This is a genomic window from Sanguibacter sp. HDW7, assembly GCF_011300875.1.
Taxonomy (GTDB): domain Bacteria; phylum Actinomycetota; class Actinomycetes; order Actinomycetales; family Cellulomonadaceae; genus Flavimobilis.
This window is the reverse complement of the sequence record NZ_CP049862.1, coordinates 2,653,359-2,671,854: the sequence shown is the minus strand read 5'-3', so window position 1 is coordinate 2,671,854 and position 18,496 is coordinate 2,653,359. Positions and strand designations below refer to the sequence as shown.

The 18,496-nt window shown below is 73.8% G+C and carries 16 protein-coding genes, 1 tRNA gene and 1 riboswitch; of the genes, 8 read left to right on the top strand and 9 right to left on the bottom strand.

The genetic code is table 11. The annotated features are described in order from the left end of the window. The first annotated feature begins 200 nt into the window (after positions 1-200). The gene (locus tag G7063_RS12050) at positions 201-836 is read left to right on the top strand and encodes an acetyltransferase (protein WP_166414608.1); all 636 of its coding nucleotides are present in this window, start codon (positions 201-203) and stop codon (positions 834-836) included. Between the two features lie 210 nt (positions 837-1,046). Next, on the top strand, positions 1,047-2,039 hold the full coding sequence (gene rfbB / locus G7063_RS12045; RefSeq protein ID WP_166414607.1) for a dTDP-glucose 4,6-dehydratase: 993 nt from the start codon (positions 1,047-1,049) through the stop codon (positions 2,037-2,039). A gap of 75 nt (positions 2,040-2,114) precedes the next feature. Here rfbB and G7063_RS12040 read toward each other — a convergent pair whose 3' ends face one another. Continuing rightward, positions 2,115-2,726, bottom strand: a complete 612-nt coding sequence (locus G7063_RS12040) for a dTDP-4-dehydrorhamnose 3,5-epimerase family protein (protein ID WP_166414606.1) — start codon at positions 2,724-2,726, stop codon at positions 2,115-2,117. Positions 2,727-2,835: 109 nt separating this feature from the next. Between G7063_RS12040 and rfbD the strand changes: the two genes are divergently transcribed. Beyond that, the gene (gene rfbD, locus G7063_RS12035) at positions 2,836-3,708 is read left to right on the top strand and encodes a dTDP-4-dehydrorhamnose reductase (RefSeq protein WP_240916068.1); all 873 of its coding nucleotides are present in this window, start codon (positions 2,836-2,838) and stop codon (positions 3,706-3,708) included. Between the two features lie 63 nt (positions 3,709-3,771). Here the strand turns inward: rfbD and serC are convergent, their stop codons facing one another. After that, entirely contained in the window at positions 3,772-4,896 is a 1,125-nt protein-coding gene (gene serC, locus G7063_RS12030) for a phosphoserine transaminase (protein WP_166414604.1), read from the bottom strand. 293 nt (positions 4,897-5,189) lie between these two features. Further along, positions 5,190-5,993, bottom strand: a complete 804-nt coding sequence (locus tag G7063_RS12025) for an endonuclease domain-containing protein (RefSeq protein ID WP_166414603.1) — start codon at positions 5,991-5,993, stop codon at positions 5,190-5,192. 267 nt (positions 5,994-6,260) lie between these two features. Here G7063_RS12025 and G7063_RS12020 point away from each other — a divergent pair, with 267 nt between their 5' ends. The 3 genes from G7063_RS12020 to G7063_RS12010 all read left to right on the top strand — a co-directional run bounded on the left by G7063_RS12020 (position 6,261) and on the right by G7063_RS12010 (position 9,247). Continuing rightward, positions 6,261-6,962, top strand: a complete 702-nt coding sequence (locus G7063_RS12020) for a metal-dependent transcriptional regulator (protein ID WP_166414602.1) — start codon at positions 6,261-6,263, stop codon at positions 6,960-6,962. A 200-nt stretch (positions 6,963-7,162) separates the two neighbouring features. After that, positions 7,163-7,322: riboswitch (cyclic di-AMP (ydaO/yuaA leader) on the top strand. Between the two features lie 2 nt (positions 7,323-7,324). After that, positions 7,325-8,095, top strand: coding sequence for a C40 family peptidase (locus tag G7063_RS12015; RefSeq protein WP_166414601.1), 771 nt, complete (start codon positions 7,325-7,327; stop codon positions 8,093-8,095). A gap of 165 nt (positions 8,096-8,260) precedes the next feature. Continuing rightward, positions 8,261-9,247 (top strand): universal stress protein, encoded by a 987-nt coding sequence (locus G7063_RS12010; protein WP_166414600.1) that lies wholly within the window; start codon positions 8,261-8,263, stop codon positions 9,245-9,247. A 76-nt stretch (positions 9,248-9,323) separates the two neighbouring features. Here the strand turns inward: G7063_RS12010 and ddaH are convergent, their stop codons facing one another. From ddaH to G7063_RS11990, 4 genes are all read right to left on the bottom strand, one after another. Then, positions 9,324-10,139 carry a dimethylargininase gene (gene ddaH / locus G7063_RS12005; protein WP_166414599.1) on the bottom strand — a complete coding sequence of 272 codons (816 nt, stop codon included), beginning with the start codon at positions 10,137-10,139 and terminating at the stop codon, positions 9,324-9,326. A gap of 1 nt (position 10,140) precedes the next feature. Then, complete coding sequence (locus G7063_RS12000) at positions 10,141-10,941, bottom strand: hypothetical protein (RefSeq protein WP_166414598.1); 801 nt, start codon at positions 10,939-10,941, stop codon at positions 10,141-10,143. After that, on the bottom strand, positions 10,938-11,471 hold the full coding sequence (locus G7063_RS11995; RefSeq protein ID WP_166414597.1) for an OsmC family protein: 534 nt from the start codon (positions 11,469-11,471) through the stop codon (positions 10,938-10,940). Before G7063_RS11995 ends, G7063_RS12000 begins: the two co-directional genes overlap by 4 nt. Positions 11,472-11,540: 69 nt before the next feature. After that, positions 11,541-11,616, bottom strand: a tRNA-Arg gene (locus tag G7063_RS11990). 333 nt (positions 11,617-11,949) lie between these two features. Here G7063_RS11990 and G7063_RS11985 point away from each other — a divergent pair. Then, a complete protein-coding gene (locus tag G7063_RS11985) occupies positions 11,950-16,770 on the top strand; it encodes a hypothetical protein (protein ID WP_166414596.1) in 4,821 nt (1,606 codons plus the stop codon). Next, the gene (locus tag G7063_RS11980; RefSeq protein WP_166414595.1) at positions 16,767-17,048 is read left to right on the top strand and encodes a hypothetical protein; all 282 of its coding nucleotides are present in this window, start codon (positions 16,767-16,769) and stop codon (positions 17,046-17,048) included. Before G7063_RS11985 ends, G7063_RS11980 begins: the two co-directional genes overlap by 4 nt. Positions 17,049-17,286: 238 nt before the next feature. Here G7063_RS11980 and mscL read toward each other — a convergent pair whose 3' ends face one another. Beyond that, positions 17,287-17,700 (bottom strand): large conductance mechanosensitive channel protein MscL, encoded by a 414-nt coding sequence (gene mscL / locus G7063_RS11975; RefSeq protein WP_240916067.1) that lies wholly within the window; start codon positions 17,698-17,700, stop codon positions 17,287-17,289. A 39-nt stretch (positions 17,701-17,739) separates the two neighbouring features. Beyond that, positions 17,740-18,435, bottom strand: a complete 696-nt coding sequence (locus tag G7063_RS11970; RefSeq protein WP_166414594.1) for an SAF domain-containing protein — start codon at positions 18,433-18,435, stop codon at positions 17,740-17,742. Positions 18,436-18,496: the final 61 nt, after the last annotated feature.

Below are 18,496 nucleotides of genomic sequence, written 5' to 3'. Positions count from 1 at the left end.
GCGCTGCGATCCTATCGTCCGGCGCCCTTGCCCCGACAGGGCCTGCGGCGCGGGTCATGCACGCCGACCTAAGCGCTTTCGATGTGTCCCCGGCGCGAGGTCGGCGTGGGGCCTGCGCCCGACGGTGCGACTGCGACGGCGATCGTGACAGAGTTGTCGTCGACGCGGTCGCCGATCTGCCTCCGACACCTAGGAGCCCAATGTCACGCCCTCTTGTCATCGTCGGAGCCGGCGGTTTCGGTCGCGAGCTCGCCGACGTCGTTGACGACCTCAATGCAGAGACCTCGACGTTCGAGCTGCTCGGCTATCTTGATGACGGACCCGCCGAGGCCGACCTGGCGCGGCTCGCCTCGAGCGGTCTCGACTACCTGGGCACGGTCGAGAGCTTCCTCGCGGAGGGGACGGCGGAGTTCGTCATCGGGATCGCGAGCCCTCGAGCTCGTCGTGCCGTCGATACGCGTCTCACGTCCGCGGGACATGAAGCGGCGACGCTCGTCCACCCGTCGGTGACGACGGGACGACACGTCGAGATGGGATCGGGAACGATCCTGTGCGCAGGTGCACGCCTCACCACGAACATCAGCCTCGGGCGCCATGTGCACGTCAACCTCAACGCGACCGTGGGCCACGACTCGGTGCTCGAGGACTACGTCACGATCTACCCGGGAGCGGCCGTCTCAGGCAACGTCGTCCTCGAGGAGTCGGTGTCGATGGGGGTCGGCTCCGCCGTGCTCCAGGGGCTGCGCATCGGTGCGCGCACCTTCGTGGGCGGCGCGGCCCTCGTGACGAAGGACGCGGGACCGGACCTCGTGCTCAAGGGAGTTCCCGCGCGCTGACGCCCCCGCTGGTGCGTCGGGCCGACGCTCGGCCGTCGGAACACGACCGGGGCCGCACTCACCCTGGGCCCGTCGGACGACAGTGCTCGTGAGCCGCCGCAACACGGCCTTCGGGCCCGCTGATACGCTCGCGAAGCGATGTCAAACGCCCGCGGCTTGGCGGTGTCGTGCCCCCGCGCGCCGAGGCGCGCTGATCACCATGGAGACCACGTGCGAGTCCTCGTCACCGGCGGCGCCGGCTTCATCGGCGCCAACTTCGTCCACCAGACGGTCCGGGAGCGGCCCGGTACGGCGGTCACGGTGCTGGACGCCCTCACATATGCGGGCAACGCCGCGTCGATCGCAGGGCTCGACGGCGTCGAGCTCGTCGTCGGGGACATCGCGGACGCCGCACTCGTCGACGAGCTCGTCGCGCGCCACGACCTCGTCGTGCACTTCGCGGCCGAGTCGCACAACGACAACTCGCTGCACGACCCGTCGCCGTTCGTCCGCACGAACGTCGTCGGCACGTTCACGCTCCTCGAGGCCGTGCGCAGGCACGGCGTGCGTTACCACCACGTCTCGACGGACGAGGTCTACGGCGACCTCGAGCTCGACGACCCGGCGAAGTTCACGCCCGAGACCCCGTACAACCCGTCGAGCCCCTACTCGGCGACCAAGGCGTCCTCGGACCTCCTCGTGCGCGCGTGGGTGCGCTCGTTCGGCGTCGAGGCGACGATCTCCAACTGCTCGAACAACTACGGGCCCTACCAGCACGTCGAGAAGTTCATCCCGCGCCAGATCACCAACCTCGTCGACGGCATCCGTCCACGCCTCTACGGCGCGGGGGAGAACGTCCGCGACTGGATCCATGTCGACGACCACAACTCCGCCGTGTGGGCGATCATCGACAAGGGGCGCGTCGGCGAGACGTACCTCATCGGTGCCGACGGCGAGAAGAGCAACCTCGAGGTCGTCCAGCTCGTCCTCGCCGAGTTCGGCCTCGCCCCCGACGACTTCGACCACGTCACCGACCGCGCGGGCCACGACCTGCGCTACGCGATCGACGCGAGCCGCCTGCGCGACGAGCTCGGCTGGACGCCCCGCTACACGAGCTTTGCCGACGGCCTCCACGCGACGGTCGAGTGGTACCGCGCCAACGAGGCCTGGTGGCGCCCCGCCAAGGCCGCCACGGAGCAGAAGTACCTCACCGCCGGCCACTGAGAGGCCCGCACCGACGAGCGAGGGCTCGGACACGCACCGCGTGCACGAGCCCTCAGCCGTCTCCGGGAACCCGGGTCAGAGCGTCCGCAGGTACGCGTCGACCGCCTCCTGCGTCGGCAGCATGCCCGACGCGCGCGCCTCCGCGAGCGTCGGCGCCGCCTCGTCCTTCGCGGACAGCTCGTAGACGAGCGGCGACCCGTCGCGCGCGACCGTCGGCCACTCGATGCCCACCGCCGGATCGAGCGGGTGGATGCCGTGCTCACGCCCCGGCGCGTACGGCGTCGAGCATAGGTACGCGACCGTCGAGCCGTCCTCGAGCGAGCAGAACGCGTGACCCAGGCCCTCGCCCAGGTAGATCGCGCGCCGGTCCACGTCGTCGAGCAGGACCGAGTCCCACCGCCCGAACGTCGGCGAGCCCACGCGGATGTCGACGACGACGTCGAGCACCGCACCCTTGACGCACGTCACGTACTTCGCCTGGCCGGGCGGCACGTCCGCGAAGTGCACGCCGCGCAGCACGCCCGCGGCCGAGACGGACATGTTCGCCTGCCGCAGGTCGAGCGCATGCCCGACGGCCGTCTCGAACTCCGAGCCCTTGAACCACTCGAGGAAGACGCCGCGCGCGTCCCCGTGCTGCTGGGGCGTGATCTCCCACGCGCCGGGGACGTCGAGCTCGCGGAACTGCATGGGGACCTCCGGGTCAGGTGGCGGTTGCGTCGCCACTGTACTCGGACAGGTGGTACACACTGGGGTGCGGCCGACGCGGCCGCGACGCTCGGACAGAACGGGGGACGACGTGCGCTGGCTCGTCATCGGTGGTGCAGGCATGCTCGGGACGGACGCCGTCGACGTCCTCACGCGGGCGGGCGAGGACGTCCGCGCGCTCGGCCGGGCCGAGCTCGACATCCTCGACGCTGACGCGTGCCTCGCGGCCGTCCGCGACGTCGACGTCGTCTTCAACTGCGCCGCGTGGACGGCCGTCGACGACGCCGAGACGCAGGAGGCCGCGGCCTTCGCCGTCAACGCGACCGGCGCCGCCCACCTCGCCCGGGCCGCGACGGCCGCGGGCGCGCGGCTCGTGCACGTCTCGACCGACTACGTCTTCGACGGCGCGGCGACGGTCCCGTACGAGGCCGACGACGTCGTCGGGCCCCGTTCCGCGTACGGCCGCACCAAGCTCGCCGGGGAGTGGGCCGTCCGCGCCCACGACGCGGCCGGGCGGCACCTCGTCCTGCGCACCGCGTGGCTCTACGGGCAGCACGGCGGCAGCTTCCCGCGCACGATCGTGCGCGTCGCACGCGAGCGCGGCACCGTCGCCGTCGTCACCGACCAGCAGGGCCAGCCCACGTGGACGCGCGACGTCGCCGACCTCGCGCTGCGCCTGGTACGCGCCGACGCGCCCGCCGGCACGTACCACGCGACGTCGTCGGGCACCGCGACCTGGCACGACCTCGCGTCCGCAGCCGTCACGTCCGCGGGCCTCGACCCGGCCATCGTCACGACGACGACGAGCGACGCGTTCGTCCGCCCCGCGCCCCGGCCCGCCTGGTCGGTCCTCGGGCACGCGAGCGTCCGTGCCGCGGGCGTCGAGCCCATCGGCGACTGGCGCGAGCGCTGGGACGCGGCCGTCGCCTCCGACGGCTTCGCGGCGACGGTCCTCGGCGCATAGGCGTCCGCACGCGCGCAGGGGCGGGCACCGTGCCGGTGTCCGCCCCTGCGCGTGAGGTGCCTGTCAGCCCAGCCGCTCGACGACGAAGTCGATCGCGCGGGTGAGGCGCTCGACGTCGCTCGGCTCGACGGCCGGGAACACGCCGACGCGCAGCTGGTTGCGACCGAGCTTGCGGTACGGGAAGACGTCGACGACGCCGTTCTCGCGGAGCACCTTGACGATGCGCGTCGCGTCGATGCTCTCGTCGATGTCGATCGTCGCGACGACGTTCGAGCGCGCGGCCGGGTCGGTGACGAAGGGCGTCGCCCAGTCGCGGGCCTCGGCCCAGCGGTAGAGGATCGACGCCGACTCGGCGCACCGGCCCGCCGACCACGCGAGCCCGCCCTGGGAGTTGAGCCACTCGACCTGCTCGGCGAGCATGACGAGCGTCGCGACCGCCGGGGTGTTGAGCGTCTGGTCGAGGCGCGAGTTCGTCAGCGCGATCTGCAGCGAGAGGATCTCCGGGATCCACCGCTCCTTCGCGAGGCGCTCGGTGCGCTCGACTGCCACGGGGGAGAGCGTCGCGAGCCACAGTCCGCCGTCGGACGCGAAGACCTTCTGGGGCGCGAAGTAGTAGACGTCGGCCTGCGAGGCGTCGAGCGCGAGCCCGCCCGCGCCGCTCGTCGCGTCGATCGCGACGAGCGCGCCCTCCGTGCCCTCGGGCCGGACGACGGGCGCCATCGCGCCGGTCGACGTCTCGTTGTGCGGCCAGGCGTAGAGGTCGACGTCCTCGCGGACCTCGGGCAGGCACACGGTGCCGGGCGCGGAGGTGCGCACGAGGGAGTCGGCGAGGAACGGGGCCTTCGACGTCGCGGACGCGAACTTCGCGGAGAACTCGCCGAACGCGGCGTGCGAGGCACGGTCGTCGACGAGCGAGAACGTCGCGACGTCCCAGAACGCGGTCGCGCCGCCGTTGCCGAGGACGACCTCGTAGCCGTCGGGCAGCGAGAAGAGGTCGGCGAGGCCCGTCCGCACGCGGCGCACGACGTCCTTGACCGGAGCCTGGCGGTGCGACGTGCCGAGGAGGTGCGCGCCCGCCGCGGCGAGCGCCTCGACCTGCTGCGGGCGCACCTTCGAGGGGCCCGAGCCGAAGCGCCCGTCGAGGGGCAGGAGGTCAGCAGGGACGACGATCGCGGGGTTCTCGGTCACCCCGCGAGAATACGCGCGCAGGCCTCTCCCCGGCTGGGCCGTCCGTCGGCTGAGCGGGCCGACCGTCCGGCCCCGGCCCGCCTCCCGGCACGTCTCCGTCCCGGGAGATTCCTTCTCTTGGGGCCTGTGCACACGGATCGTGTGCGCTGCCCCCAACAGACGTGCAGCTCCTGGCCCTACGCGAGGGCCGGGGTCCGGGAGCTCGCCTCAGGGCGTGGGTTCAGTTGTGGCCGGTGCACACGGATCGTGTGCGCTGCCCCCAACAGACGTGCAGCGCCTGGCGGGGGAGGGGCTCAGCGCGTGAGGATCTGGCGGATCTGAGCGATGAGCGCGTCCGGCCGCTCGACGAGGTCCCACCACGTGACCCGCACGACGGTCCACCCTGCCGCTGTCAACGCCGCGTCCCGCCGATGATCGGCGACGAGCCGCGACGCGTGCGTCCGGCGCCCGTCGACCTCGATGACGACGCGAGCCGCGCGGAACACGACGTCAGGGCGCACGCGCAGGCCTGGCAGGTCGATCCGGGTGTTCGCCTCCCAGCCCGTGATGCCGGCGCGTCGTAGCAACGCGTGCATGAGCTCCTCAGCCTCGCTGAGCGCGCCCGACGCGCTACGCCGCAGCAGCTCCCGGAGCTGGCCGTTGCCACGCCGGTGGGGGTGGGCCGCGAGGTGCTCACGCAGGTGCTCCGGCCCCAGACGGGCGTGCGTCACCAGGTAGGCGTAGAGGTTGCGGACGTCGTCCCAGGGCATGGTCGCGAGCGCGTCGACGTACGACCACCTGTCCGGCGCGACGCGCGCGATCCCTCCGACGCGGAGGATCCCCGGAGCATCGACGGTCACCATGCGGCCGACGAAGCCGGACGGGACGGACCGCCCCGGGGAGTCGACCTGGATCGCGACGGGCAGCCTCAGCGGGACGGGGACGCCGTGGTACGCGGCGGCGACCCGCCCGACGACGAGACACCCGGGCCGGACAAGTCCTGCGGCGAGGACGAGATCGGTGGCCGTGACGACGTGGTCGCGGTGCGCGATGACCCCGGCGACGACGTACCGCCAGATGCCGCGCGAGAGGCGGTGGTCGACCTGTCGGCGGGTCATCCCGGCCGCGTACGCGTCTCGTCGGAGGAAGACGGCGTGCGTGCGGGTTCGGGGCGTCCAGGACGCGGGAGAGTGCTCCGCCACGCCCCCACCCTGCCGCGCGAGGGATCCCCGGACCGCCTATCCACAGCCCCCAGTCCCGAAGCGGGGTGTCTGTGGGGGCTGTGCACACGATTCGTGTGCACGGCCACCAAGAGAAGGGCGGCGCGGGTGCGAGAAGGACGGCCTAGACTGGCCCGGACCGACGACACAGGGAGGCTGGGCGCCGTGAGCGACCTCATCGACACCACCGAGATGTATCTACGGACCATCTATGAGCTGGTCGAGGAGGGAATCGTCCCGCTTCGCGCCCGCATCGCCGAGAGGCTCGGCCATTCAGGCCCGACCGTCTCGCAGACGGTCGCACGCATGGAGCGTGACGGCCTCGTCGTCGTCTCGGGCGACCGCCACCTCGAGCTCACCGAGGGCGGCCACGCGAAGGCGATGCGCGTCATGCGCAAGCACCGCCTCGCGGAGCGCCTGCTCACCGACGTCATCGGGCTCGACTGGGAGTTCGTCCACGACGAGGCCTGCCGTTGGGAGCACGTCATGAGCGACCGGGTCGAGCGTCGCCTCGTCGACCTGCTCGACCACCCGACGATCTCGCCGTACGGCAACCCGATCCCGGGCCTCGACGAGCTCGGCGACACGCGCACGATCGACGCCTTCCTCGACGGCGTCGTCTCGCTCCAGACCGTCCATGAGGGTCTCGACGACGACGCCACGTGTGCCGGGACGGTCGCACGGCTCGGCGAGCCTCTCCAGACGGACGTCGAGCTCCTCGCGCGGCTCTCGTCGGCCGGCGTGACGCCGGGCACGCAGATCTCGATCGTCCGGCGCGGCGAGCGGCTCGAGGTGGCCTCGGCCGACGCCGAGCACGGCGCCGACCTGCCCGTCGAGGTCTTCCGGCACGTCTTCGTGGAGGCCTGAGCGGATTCGCACCCGTCTCGTGAGGGGCGTCGCACCGAGGGTGCGGCGCCCCTCGCGTGGTGTCGCGGTACGTGAATTCCCGACACCTCCTCACAGACCGTGATCTGAGCGTGACATGACCAGGGTGGGTGAGGTACCTTCGATCTGCCCGACCGGTTCTCCGGACGGGCCCGCGACCGGAACGCCGAGCTCTGCCACCGGAAGCGGACACGATGAACCGCTGGCAGAGGCGGGGGAACCACCTTGGCCTCGTGGAGACACGAGGCCCGGGGTGAAGCCGGAAGGACCTCGGTCCTGACGGCCGGGCACTCTTCAGCCCGAACCCGACAGCTAACTTCGCAGGCGTTGGAGAGAGGCCAGCAGTGACCCTCAGCAGCACCCGCGGGCGGCACCGTGCCGCGCGCCGCCCCCTCGGCCAGGTCATCGTCGACGTCGCAGGAGAGGGCATCGGACGGCGCACAGCCGTCGTCGCAGCCTCCTCCGGCCTCCTCGTCTCGATGGCCGTGGCCCCCGCCAACGCCGCCGTCGGCGCCGATGCTCTCGCGCTCGGCTCCGCAGACGTCTCGGCCCTCACCTCGCAGGCCCGCGCTCAGCTCTCTGCCGCGCCCGCCGTCACCGTCTCCGAGGGCTCCTGGGCCGACGACATCGACGACATCGAGATCGTCAAGGTCACCCCGGCTCCCGAGGTTCGCCAGGCGCCCGTCGCCCCGGCACGCACCGAGACCCCCGCCTCGCGCTCGAACGACCGCACCGAGGCCCCCGCGCCGAAGGTCGAGAACAACCCGATCCCGCAGAGCGTGTCGGGTTCCAAGGTCCTCGAGATCGCGGCCCGCTACGTCGGCGTCCCGTACGTCTACGGAGGCACGACGCCCCGCGGGTTCGACTGCTCCGGCTTCACGTCGTACGTCTACGCGCAGCTCGGCATCGACCTGCCCCGCTCGTCGAGCGCCCAGCGCTACGCCGGCAAGGTCATCTCCCGGGCTGACGCCCGCCCCGGGGACCTCATCTGGACCCCGGGCCACATCGCGATCTACGCGGGCGGCAACTCGCAGATCGACGCCCCGCGCCCCGGCAAGACGGTCCAGTTCCGCAAGATCTGGCAGAGCAACCCGGTCTTCATCCGCGTCAGCTGACGCGCGCCCGTCCCGACGGCCCGGCCCCCGCAAGGGTGCCGGGCCGTCGGCGTCCGCAGGGTGATGCCGGACCGCACGGTGTGCAAGAGCAGGTCCAGGACGAGTAAAGTCGGCGGTAGGACGACGTGGTCCTTGCGCGTCGTCACCTCGAGAAGGAGGCACCCCTTGCCGCACCGAGACGTAGTCCTGGTTGGAGTCGACGGCTCGGCCCCGAGCCTCCACGCGCTCGACTGGGCGGCCGCAGAGGCGAAGAAGCTCGGCTGGCCGCTGCACGTCGTCTGCGCGTACTCCCTGCCCTCGTTCACCGCGGCCTCGCTCGACGGCGGCTACGCGGCGCTCGACGACACGGCGATCCTCGACGGCGCCCGCACGGTCCTCGAGGAGGCCAAGGCGCGCGCCGCCGCACAGGGTGTCGCCGTCACCGCGACCGTGACGACGGGTGACCCTGCGGGCGCGCTCGTCGACCTCTCCAAGGAGCACCGGCTCGTCGTCGTCGGGACGCGCGGTCACGGCGGCTTCGCCGGCCGCCTGCTCGGCACCGTGTCGTCGGCCCTGCCCGCGCACAGCCACTGCCCGACGGTCGTCGTTCCCTACCTCGGCGAGGACGGCGAGCGCACCGCGATCAGCTCGGTCGCGTCGAACGCCGGGCTCGACCCCGTCGACCAGCGGCCCCTCTTCCCGCTGCGCCGTATCGTCGTCGGCATGGACGGCTCGCCGACCGCCGAGGACGCGCTGCGCGCGGCGCTGCGACAGCAGAAGATCTGGGACTGCGAGCTCGTCGCCGTCGCGGGCGTGCCCGTCGGCTCCGGCGCCGGCATGCTCGCGTGGCTCCCGGCGGCCGTCGACCACGAGGCCGTCCTCGCAGACGTCGCCGAGGGCCTCGGCGTCATCGTCGACCGTGTCCTCGCCGACCACCCCGGGCAGACCGTCCGCCGCATCGTCCTCGACGGCACGGGCGCCGAGCTCCTCACCGAGTTCTCGACGGCCTCCGACCTCGTCGTCGTCGGCTCGCGTGGGCGCGGCGGGTTCGCGGGCCTGCTGCTCGGCTCGACGTCCCAGGCCGTGCTGCACCACGCCAAGTGCCCCGTCATGGTCGTGACGAAGCGAGCGGCCGCCGCTGACACGCCGCAGGAGACCGCGGAGCAGGGCTGAGCGGCTCCGAGGAGCTCTGGGGCGGCGCCTGCGTGCTGGGCGCCGCCCGGCGGCGTCCAGAGTCGCGCAGCGTCGCTCAGCGCAGCACGAGCGTGCAGCACTTCACGGAGCCGCCGCCCCGGAGGATCTCCGAGACGTCGACCGGCACGGGCGTGTAGCCGCGCTCGCGCAGCCGCGCCTCCCAGGACGGCGAGCCCGCGCCGAGCCACACGCGCTCGCCGTCGCTCAGGGCGTTGAGGGCGAACGTCGCCGCGTCGGTCTCGGTTGCGAGCAGGGCGTCCGGGAAGAGGCGCTGCAGCGCCTCCTGGGATGCGGCGGAGAACGCGCCGGGGAAGTAGGCGACGTCGACGTCCCCTGCCTCCCCGGTGGTGCCCCTCAGCACTGTGAGCGCGGTGTCGAGGTGGTAGAAGCGGGCGTCGACGAGCTCGAGCGTCACGACCGGCAGGCCGAGCGCGCGCGACGCCTCCGCGTGCGCGGCCCGCTCCGTGCGCCAGCCCGTGCCCGCGAGCAGCATGTCGCCTGCGACGAGCAGGTCGCCCTCGCCCTCGTTGACGCGGGCGGCGTCGTACGGGGTGAGGCCGAGCTCAGTGAGACGCGCGAGATATGCGGGTGCCTCCTCGCGCCGCTCCGCGACGAAGAATCGGGCCGCGTACGCGACGCCGCCCGCGACCGTCGCACCGTTGGCCGCGTAGACCATGTCCGGCATGCCCGACAGTGGCTCGATGATCTCGACGGCGTGACCCGCCGCGACGTACGAGGCACGCAGGGCCTCCCACTGGGCGACCGCGCGCGCCGTGTCGACGGGACGTGAGGCGTCCATCCACGGGTTGATCTCGTACCGCACCGTGAACTCGGCGGGCGGGCACATGAGCAGCCGGAGCGGACGCGTCATCTCAGTCCTCCGTGGGCTGCCCGGTCTGCGGGTCCCCGCCGGACGGGCCTCCAGCGAGCGGGGGAGCGGGAACGAGCTGCGGCGGCGCGCCCGCCGACTCGACCTCGACGACGCGCACGAGCGGGCCGAACGCCGTCGGCGGCTCGCCGAACGCCGCACGCGCCTGCGTGACGACGCCCTTGCCGAGCGCGCGCCCGCCGAGGACCCCGATCGCGGCCCCGATGCCGAACGGCACGAGACGCCCCAGCAGGACGCTCGAGTGGCGCAGCAGGTGCTTCTTGACGAAGCGTCCTGCCAGGACCTTGTTGACCCGCTGGATCGTCGTCGACGGCATCGTCGCGAGGCCTACGCGCGCCCACGCCGCGGGGCTCACGCCCGCGGCCGCGACGGCGCGCGAGCCGTCCTCGCCGAGGACCGACGCGAGCAGGAGGGTCCGCCGGCGTGCGACGTCGTCGACCTCCACCCCGTGGACGTCAGCGACCGCGAGCGTGTACGCGGCGGCCGCCGCGAAGAACGCCGCGACGTCCGCGGCCGTGAGCGTCGCAGCGACCGCCGTGCCGACCGCGGGGATCGCCGCCGTGCCGCCGACCGCGCCGCCCGTCGTCTGGACGAGCGCGAGGAACTCGGAGTCGAGGATCGCGAGGATCTGCGCAGGGGTCGCCTCCGGGTTGCGCCGGCGCAGCTGCTCGACGTGCGTGCGGATGACGGACGACGGCACGCGGACGGCCGTGTCGATCGCGCGACCTACGAGGTGCGTCCCCGGGACGCCCGCGAAGCGCTCGAAGGGGTCGCCGGCAGTCATCGTGCAACCTCTTGCGCCACGTGGACCGTCGCGGCCCCCGTCGCCGTGTCGACGAATGTCAGGACGACCTCCGCACCGGCCTGGACCGTGCGCCCCACCGTGCAGTTCTTGTCCACGGCCCGCGCCGCCGCGGTGAGCAGACGCGCGGCGGCCTCGGGATCGAGCGACGAGAGATCGATCTCGAGGCGCTCGTGCGCCTGCGTGTAGCGCTCCTCCGCGACGTTCTTCACGGTCGCGCCGTGCAGCGTCGCGTCGTAGTCGTCGCCGAGGCGGCGCGCGAGCGTCACGTCCGTCGACAGGCCCGTGCAGCCGAGGAGCGCGATCTTGAGCAGCTCTCCGGGCGTGAATCGCTCGTCGTGCTCGGCAGAGCCGATGTGGACGACGGCGCCGCGGCCGTTGTACCCGATGTACTGGCGGGGGCCGACGCGCTCGATGCGCACCGCGGCGGGATCGTCGGGCAGTGCTCCCGCGGCCTCGGCCGCGTCGGCGGCGAGGGCGGCGGCGAGCTCGAGGTCAGGGGAGGACGTCATGCGTCCATGTTTCCACGGGCCGGGTCCAGCTGCCCAGGTGCTCCGTATGCGGGACGGGGAGCCGCGCGATGGTGCGCCTGGGCAGATTCGAACTGCCGACACCCGCTTTAGGAGAGCGGTGCTCTATCCCCTGAGCTACAGACGCGCTGCGCGGGACCTGCTCGCGCACGGAGGAAGCCTACCCTGCCGACGGCGACGTGCCTGCGCGGCGTCCTCCGAGCGGCTTCGCGGCACCGCGTCGCGTGCCGCGCGACACGCGTGAAAGGGGTTCCCTCACCTGCATTGACACCAGGTGGTTGAACATGCAAACTTCTCGATGACGGCGCGCATCGCCTGCCCCCTGCGTGGTGCGCGCCGTCCCTCATGCCCGGGCCCGGAGCCCGCGAGCCCGGCCGCTGAGCGGCCCCCACGCATCCGCACGATCCCGTGCGCGGCGTGGCAACGCGGCCATGACGGCGCCCCCGGTTAGCGTGGCGGGGTGAACGTCGCCGCCAACCAGAGCACCCCGGGGGAGCACGACGGGCAGACGCCCGCGCCCGCAGCCCCGCGCATCGTCGTGCCACCGACGACGCCCCAGGTCGTCGCGCGTGCCGTCGCCGGATGGCGCCGCACGCTCTCCGACCGCGCCGGAGTCTCCTCGCTCGCCGACGTCGACCTCCTCGGCGAGGCCGTCCTCGAGCTCACGCACGCCCACCCGTCCGGCGTCGCCCAGCTCTTCGCCGGCCGCACGACCGCGCTCGCCAACCTCTTCCGCGAGGGCGTCTCGCTGCCCACCGCGCGCCGCCGCGCCCGAGCGGTCGCCGCGCGCGCGACCGAGCAGACCGAGCGCTACGGCATCGCCCCGACGTTCCTCGCGATCGGCGTCGCCTCCTGGACCGTCGACGCCGCGTCGTCGAGCTCGCACGACGACGTCGCCGCGCTCGCCCGTATCGCCGGCTCCGCCGCAGACCCCGGCGCCGAGAGCGACGACGACGCCCCCGTCGGCCCGCGCACCGTCCACGCCCCCGTGCTCCTGCGCCCCGTGCGGCTCACCGAGCGCGCGTCGGGCGACGGCGACTTCGAGATCGGCCTCGAGCCGACGGCCGAGCTCAACCCCTTCCTCGCGCGCGCCCTGCGCGCCCGCGGCGCGCTCCTCGACCCCACCGCGCTCGCCGCGAGCGCGTTCGACGGCGGCGGCTTCGACCCCCGCGCCGTCACCGAGCGCGTCCACGCCCTCGGCACGGCCGTCCTGCCTGGCTTCGAGCTCGTCGAGAAGCTGCTCGTCGGCTCGTTCGTCCACCCCGGTCAGGCGCTCGTCGACGACCTCGACGCGCTCGCCGGGCTCGAGCACAACGACCTCGTCGTCGCTCTCGCGCACCTCGACCTCGAGGACGCGCACCTCGTCCAGCACGCCAAGGAGTCCGACGTCCCCGCGGCCGAGCTGCCCGAGGACACGGCCGCGGCCGCCGCGCGCGTGCACGTCGCCCAGGACCTCCCGCCCGTGCGCCTCGGCGACGAGGACCCGGCCGACGAGCGTGGCGTCGGCGACCTCGACCGCACCCAGCGCCACGTCCTCGACGCCGTGACGTCGGGCCGGCACGTGCTGGTCGACGCGCCCGCGGGCGCCGACATCGCCGGCACCGTCACCGCGATCCTCGCCGACGCCGCCGCGTCGGGCCGCTCCGTCCTCTACGTGCCCGGGCACCGCCGCGCCGCCGAGCAGGTCCTCGCGCGCATGGCCGAGCACGGCATCGACGACCTCGTGCTCGACATCGAGCCGTCGTCGTCGTGGCGCGCCGGCGTCTCCCGGCGCCTGCTCGCCGCGATGACGCTCGAGCCGCCGTACGTCGACCGCCAGGCGCTCGGCCGCACGCGCGCCGACCTCATCGACACGCGCCGCCGGCTCGCCGGGTACATGCGCTCGCTGCACCTCGTGCGCGCGCCCTGGGACGTCTCCGCGTACGACGTCCTGCAGTCGCTCGCGCGCCTCACCGCCGAGCGACCCTCCCCGTCGACGCACGTGCGCCTCGATCTGGACGCCGCAACCGCGCTGCGCGGCGACGCACGCCTCGACGCGGCCGACGACCTCGTCCGCGCGAGCGAGCTCGGCGCGTTCACGCTGCGCCCCGGAGCGACCCCCTGGTTCGGAGCGGACCTCGTCGACGACGACGCCGCGGCGGCCGCCCTCGCCGGCGCCGCGCACCTCGCCGACACGCTCCTGCCGGCCGTCGTCGCGCAGATCGAGCACGTCCGCCGCACGGCCGGGCTCGTCGAGCCCCGCACGGTCCGCGAGTGGGGCGACCGCCTCACCATGCTCGACGGCCTGCGCACGACCCTCGACGTCTTCCAGCCCCTCATCTTCGAGCGCACCGCCGCAGGCCTCGTCGCCGCGACCGCGGACGCCCGCACCCGCCGCGAGCAGCCCGACGACATGACGACGCTCCAGCGCCGCCGCCTCGTCAAGCAGGCCAAGGACATGCTGCGCCCCGGCATGCGCGTGCCCGACCTCCACGCCGCGCTCATCGACGTCCAGGCGCAGCGCGAGGCCTGGACCGCCGTGTGCCCCGGCGGCGGCTGGCCCATCCTGCCCGACGGCCTCGCCGAGATGGAGCAGACCTGGGACGCGCTCGTCGCCGGCCTTGACGAGCTCGGCGCCGTGCTCGCGACGACGCCCGCCGGCGCCGCGCTCCTCGACACCCCGCTCGACGACCTCGCCGCTCGCCTGCGCGCCCTCGCCGACGACCGCGAGGCCCTCGACACGCTGCCCGAGCGCACGCGCCTCGTGCGCGCCCTCGACGCGGCCGGGCTCGGCGAGCTCGTCGCCGACCTCCGCGAGCGACGCGTCGAGGTCGGGCTCGTCGTCGCCGAGCTCGAGCTCGCCTGGTGGGCCACCGCGTTCGAGCGCATCCTCGCCGAGGACCGCTCGCTCGCGATCTACGACGGCGCAGGCCTCGAGGCGCTCGCACAGCGCTTCCGCGACCTCGACCGTGCGCACGTCGCCGGCCTGCCCGGCCCCGTGCTCGTCGCCGCGCTCTCCGGCATCACCCTCGCCGTCCGCCGCCACCCCGACGACGCCGAGGAGCTCTTCGCCGAGCTCCTCGAAGGCCGCTTCGGCGGGCTGCGCGACGCCATGGACCGCTACCCGGCCCTCGTGCGTGCGCTGCGACCCGTCGTCGTCGCGAGCCCCACGCTCGTGCCGCACGTCCTGCCGCCGACCCGCACCGTCGACCTCGTCGTCCTCGACGCCGTCCACCACCTGCCGATCGACGCGCTCCTGCCCGCGATCGCCCGCGCCCGGCAGGTCGTCGTCGTCGGGGACCCCCGCCGCGCCTCCGGCTCGGGCGTCCGCGACCTCGCGCGTCTCCTGCCGTCGCTCGCCGTCACCGCCGACGTCTCGTCGCGCGACCAGGGGCTCGTCGAGCTGCTCGTCGCCCACGGCTACGACGGCGTCCTGCACCCCACGCCGCTGCCCGTCGCGCACGAGCTCGTGACCTTCGAGGACGTCGCAGGCGTCGGCGTCCCCGCCGACGACGGCACCGTCCTCACGACGCAGGCCGAGGTCGGCCGCGTCGTCGAGATGGCCGTCGAGCACGCGCTCGTCCGCCCCGAGGAGTCCCTCGCGATCGTCGCGCTCTCCGCGACCCACGCCGAGCGCGTCCGCGAGGCCCTCCACACGGAGGTCCGCCGCAACCCCGGGCTCGCCACGTTCTTCTCGGCCGAGCAGCCCGAGCCCGTCGTCGTCGCCGACATCTCCGCGGTCGCGGGCCTCGCGCGCGACGCCGTCATCCTCACCGTGGGCTTCGGCCGCACGCCCCACGGACGCGTCCTGCACCGCTTCGGAGCCGTCGCCGAGCCCACCGGTGAGGCGCTGCTCCTCGACGCCCTCAGCGTCTCGCGTGCACGGCTGCAGGTCGTCACCTCGTTCTCGGCGAGCGATCTCGACCCCGAGCGGCTCCGCGCCCCCGGGACGAGGCTGCTCGCCGACCTCCTCGCGTTCGCCGAGCGCCGCGCTCTCGCAGGTGCCGCCCCTGTGCGGGTCGAGGGAGCGGAGACCGGGCTCAACCCCGACCGCCTCGTCATCGACCTCGCCGAGCGGCTCTGGCGCGCAGGCCTGCTCGTCGACACCGACTTCGGGCTGCCCGGCGGCGAGCGCATCCCGCTCGTCGTCGGCCACCCCGACCTGCCCGAGCGCATGCTCGTCGCGGTTCTCACCGACGACGACGCGTATATCGCCGAGGAGTCCGTGCGCGTCCGCGACCGTCAGCGTGCCGAGCACCTCGAGCGCCTCGGCTGGCGGGTCGTCCAGGTGTGGAGCGCCGCCGCGTTCCTCGACCCGGTCAAGGAGGCCAACCGCATCCGCACCGCAGCTCTCGAGGCGGCGGCCGCGCTGCGTCAGGCGCCGCTCTTCGGCGGCATGGCGCTCGGGCACACGACCGACGAGCTCGCCGAGGGCGTGCCCGCCGCGCGTGCCGAGTCGGCGGGTGCTGGTGACAGCGGGACGGTGTCTGCCGCGTCGGCACCCACGGCCGAGGCACCCGCCGGCGACGGCGACGTCGACAGTGTTGGGGACGCCGCAGGTCCTGCGCCGACGACGGACGACGCTGCATCCGCTGCCGAAGCGCCTGCGGGCGCCCTGCCGCGTCCCGCAGCAGCGTCGCCCCGGGCGACGACCCCTGAGGAGACAGCCGAGACAGCTGAGCCGTCGAGTCTGTCCGCGGTGTCGGACGCGAGCGCCGGGTCTGCTACGTCGACCGCGTCTGCATCCTCTGCGGCTTCGAGCGTCTCTGCGACGTCGGGAGCCTCGGCCATGAGCGGCGCGTCGGCCGTGAGCGGAGCGTCGGCGGCGTCCGCGGCCTCGGGCGCGAGCAGCGTCACGGGCCGGAGCGCAACCTCGTCGACGTCGTCCGCGTCGGTCGCCTCGACCGCGTCGGCCGCGGACCTCCCCGACGAGGTGGTCGCCGAGCCGCGCGCGTTCGTGCGCGGCCCGCGCGAGGCGACGACGGCGCTGGGTGGCGAGGCGGTCCTCCAGGGCGGGTTCGCGATGGTGGGCGGCGTGCAGCCGGACCTTCTCGCGTCGCTCGCAGGCGACAGTGTTGACGGCCCCCGCCCGTCGCGGCCCGACGTGCAGCCCGGCCTGCCGATCAGCGCGTACGGCGACAACGACCTCGACGCGCTCGCGCGGTGGATCGCGTCCGACGGCGTCGTGCGCGACGAGCAGCAGCTCGCGGGCGCCCTGCGCGCCGAGCTCGGGGTCGTGCGTCGCTCCAACCGCGTCGATGCGGCCGTGTCCGCGGCGGTGCGCAGGCTCCTGGGTCGATGAGCGAGCAGTCGTCCGAGCAGCCGTCGGCGGACCGCCCGCAGGGCGACGTGGCGGACGCGCAGGAGGGTGCGGAGGGCGCCAACGAGGCCGCTGTGGGTGCGACGCCTCGGCGGCGGCACCGTCGCGTCGTGCGCCAGGGCACCGAGTCGGGTGTCGTCGCCGGCACGAGCGTGGATGAGCGCCAGGAGGGCTGGTCCGAGAAGGGCACCTCGAGCCACGACGCCGATCTGCTGCGCGACCTTCCGCCCCACTGGGGCGGCGCAGGCTACCGAGACTGACCCCGCTCCCGAGCGACCCGGAGCACCCCTGCACACTCCCGTTGTGCGCAGTGTCGCTACGAGTCGGGGTGTGGGGCGACGGGTAGCGCGTCTGCACGCTGCCGTTGTGTGCGGGGGCGCTACGAGTCGGGAGAGCGTGGGCGGCAGGGAACGTTGGGCGCCCCGGAACGCAAGAATCCGGGTAGCAGGCCGCGTGTGCGAGCTGCTACCCGGATTCTCGGCGGGATGCTACGGGGCGTCAGGCCTGGGGCGTGCCGCCAGCCTGGGCGCGGAGGAGGTCGCGGATCTCCTCGAGCAGCTGGATGTCGTCGGCCTTGACCTCGGGCTCCGGCTCGAGGCCACGCGCACGACGCTCGGCGAGCTTGTTCATCGGCAGGACGATGAGGAAGTAGACGGCCGCGGCGACCGCGAGGAAGCCGATGATCGCGTCGAGGACGAGACCAGGCTGGAACTGGGCGCCGTTGATCGAGAAGCTCAGCGCGCTTGCGAGGCTGTGCGAGCCGAAGACCGCAGCGATGAGCGGCGTGATGATCGCGTCGACGATGTTCGTGACGATCTTGCCGAACGCGCCGCCGATGACGACCGCGACCGCGAGCTCGACGACGTTGCCTCGTGAGATGAAGTTCTTGAAGCCCTCGAAGATGTCCTTCATGGCGTTCCTCCTGCGCTGTGTCCGCTGTGTGCGCGCCGATCATCCCACGAGGACGACCGCGAGGCCCCCCGAAACCGCCGACGCCGCAACGACCGGCGCGTCCTTCACCCGGACCGCGAGGAGCACGACAGGCTCGGCCGCCGTCGTCCCGCCGAGCAGCCCGCCCTCGTCCTCCGTGGCCGCGGGAGCGGGCAGGACGAGGGCGTCGTGCGTGAGGACGCGGCCCTCGGCGGCCGCAGTGTCCCCGGTGGGGTCGGGGGTGGAGGGCACGACGACGTCGACGCGGGTTCCCGCGAGGAGCAGCGCGGCCACGCGCGGGTCGGCGAGACGCACGGGCACGGCCGCCGTGCCGGGCGGCAGGTCGGCGGTGCCGCGCACGAGGAGCTCGGGGCACAGGTGGGTGCCGCGCGTGAGGTCGACCGCGGGCGAGGCGCCGACGGCGTCGCCGGGCGTCGTGAGCGCACAGGGCTGCGCCCCGTCGACGGGGGCGGTCGTGCTCGTGAGGTCGGACGCCTCGAGCGGCTCGCCCGCGACGACGTCGTGCGCGAGGACGACGACCGCACGCTGCGGGGGTGGGGGAGGGCTCGCCGCCGTGACGACGGCTGCGGCGAGCACCCCGAGGGCGAGGCTCACGAGGACGTGCCGGCCGCGCCAGGCGAGGACGCGGAACGCGCGGGCGCGTCGGCTCCGGGCGACGGAACGCCCGCGGGCGTCGGGCCGGTGGGGTCGGGTCATGGGCCGACGCTAGGTCGACATCGCCGTGGGAGCTCGGGTGATGTGGACGGGCCGGGCGGCC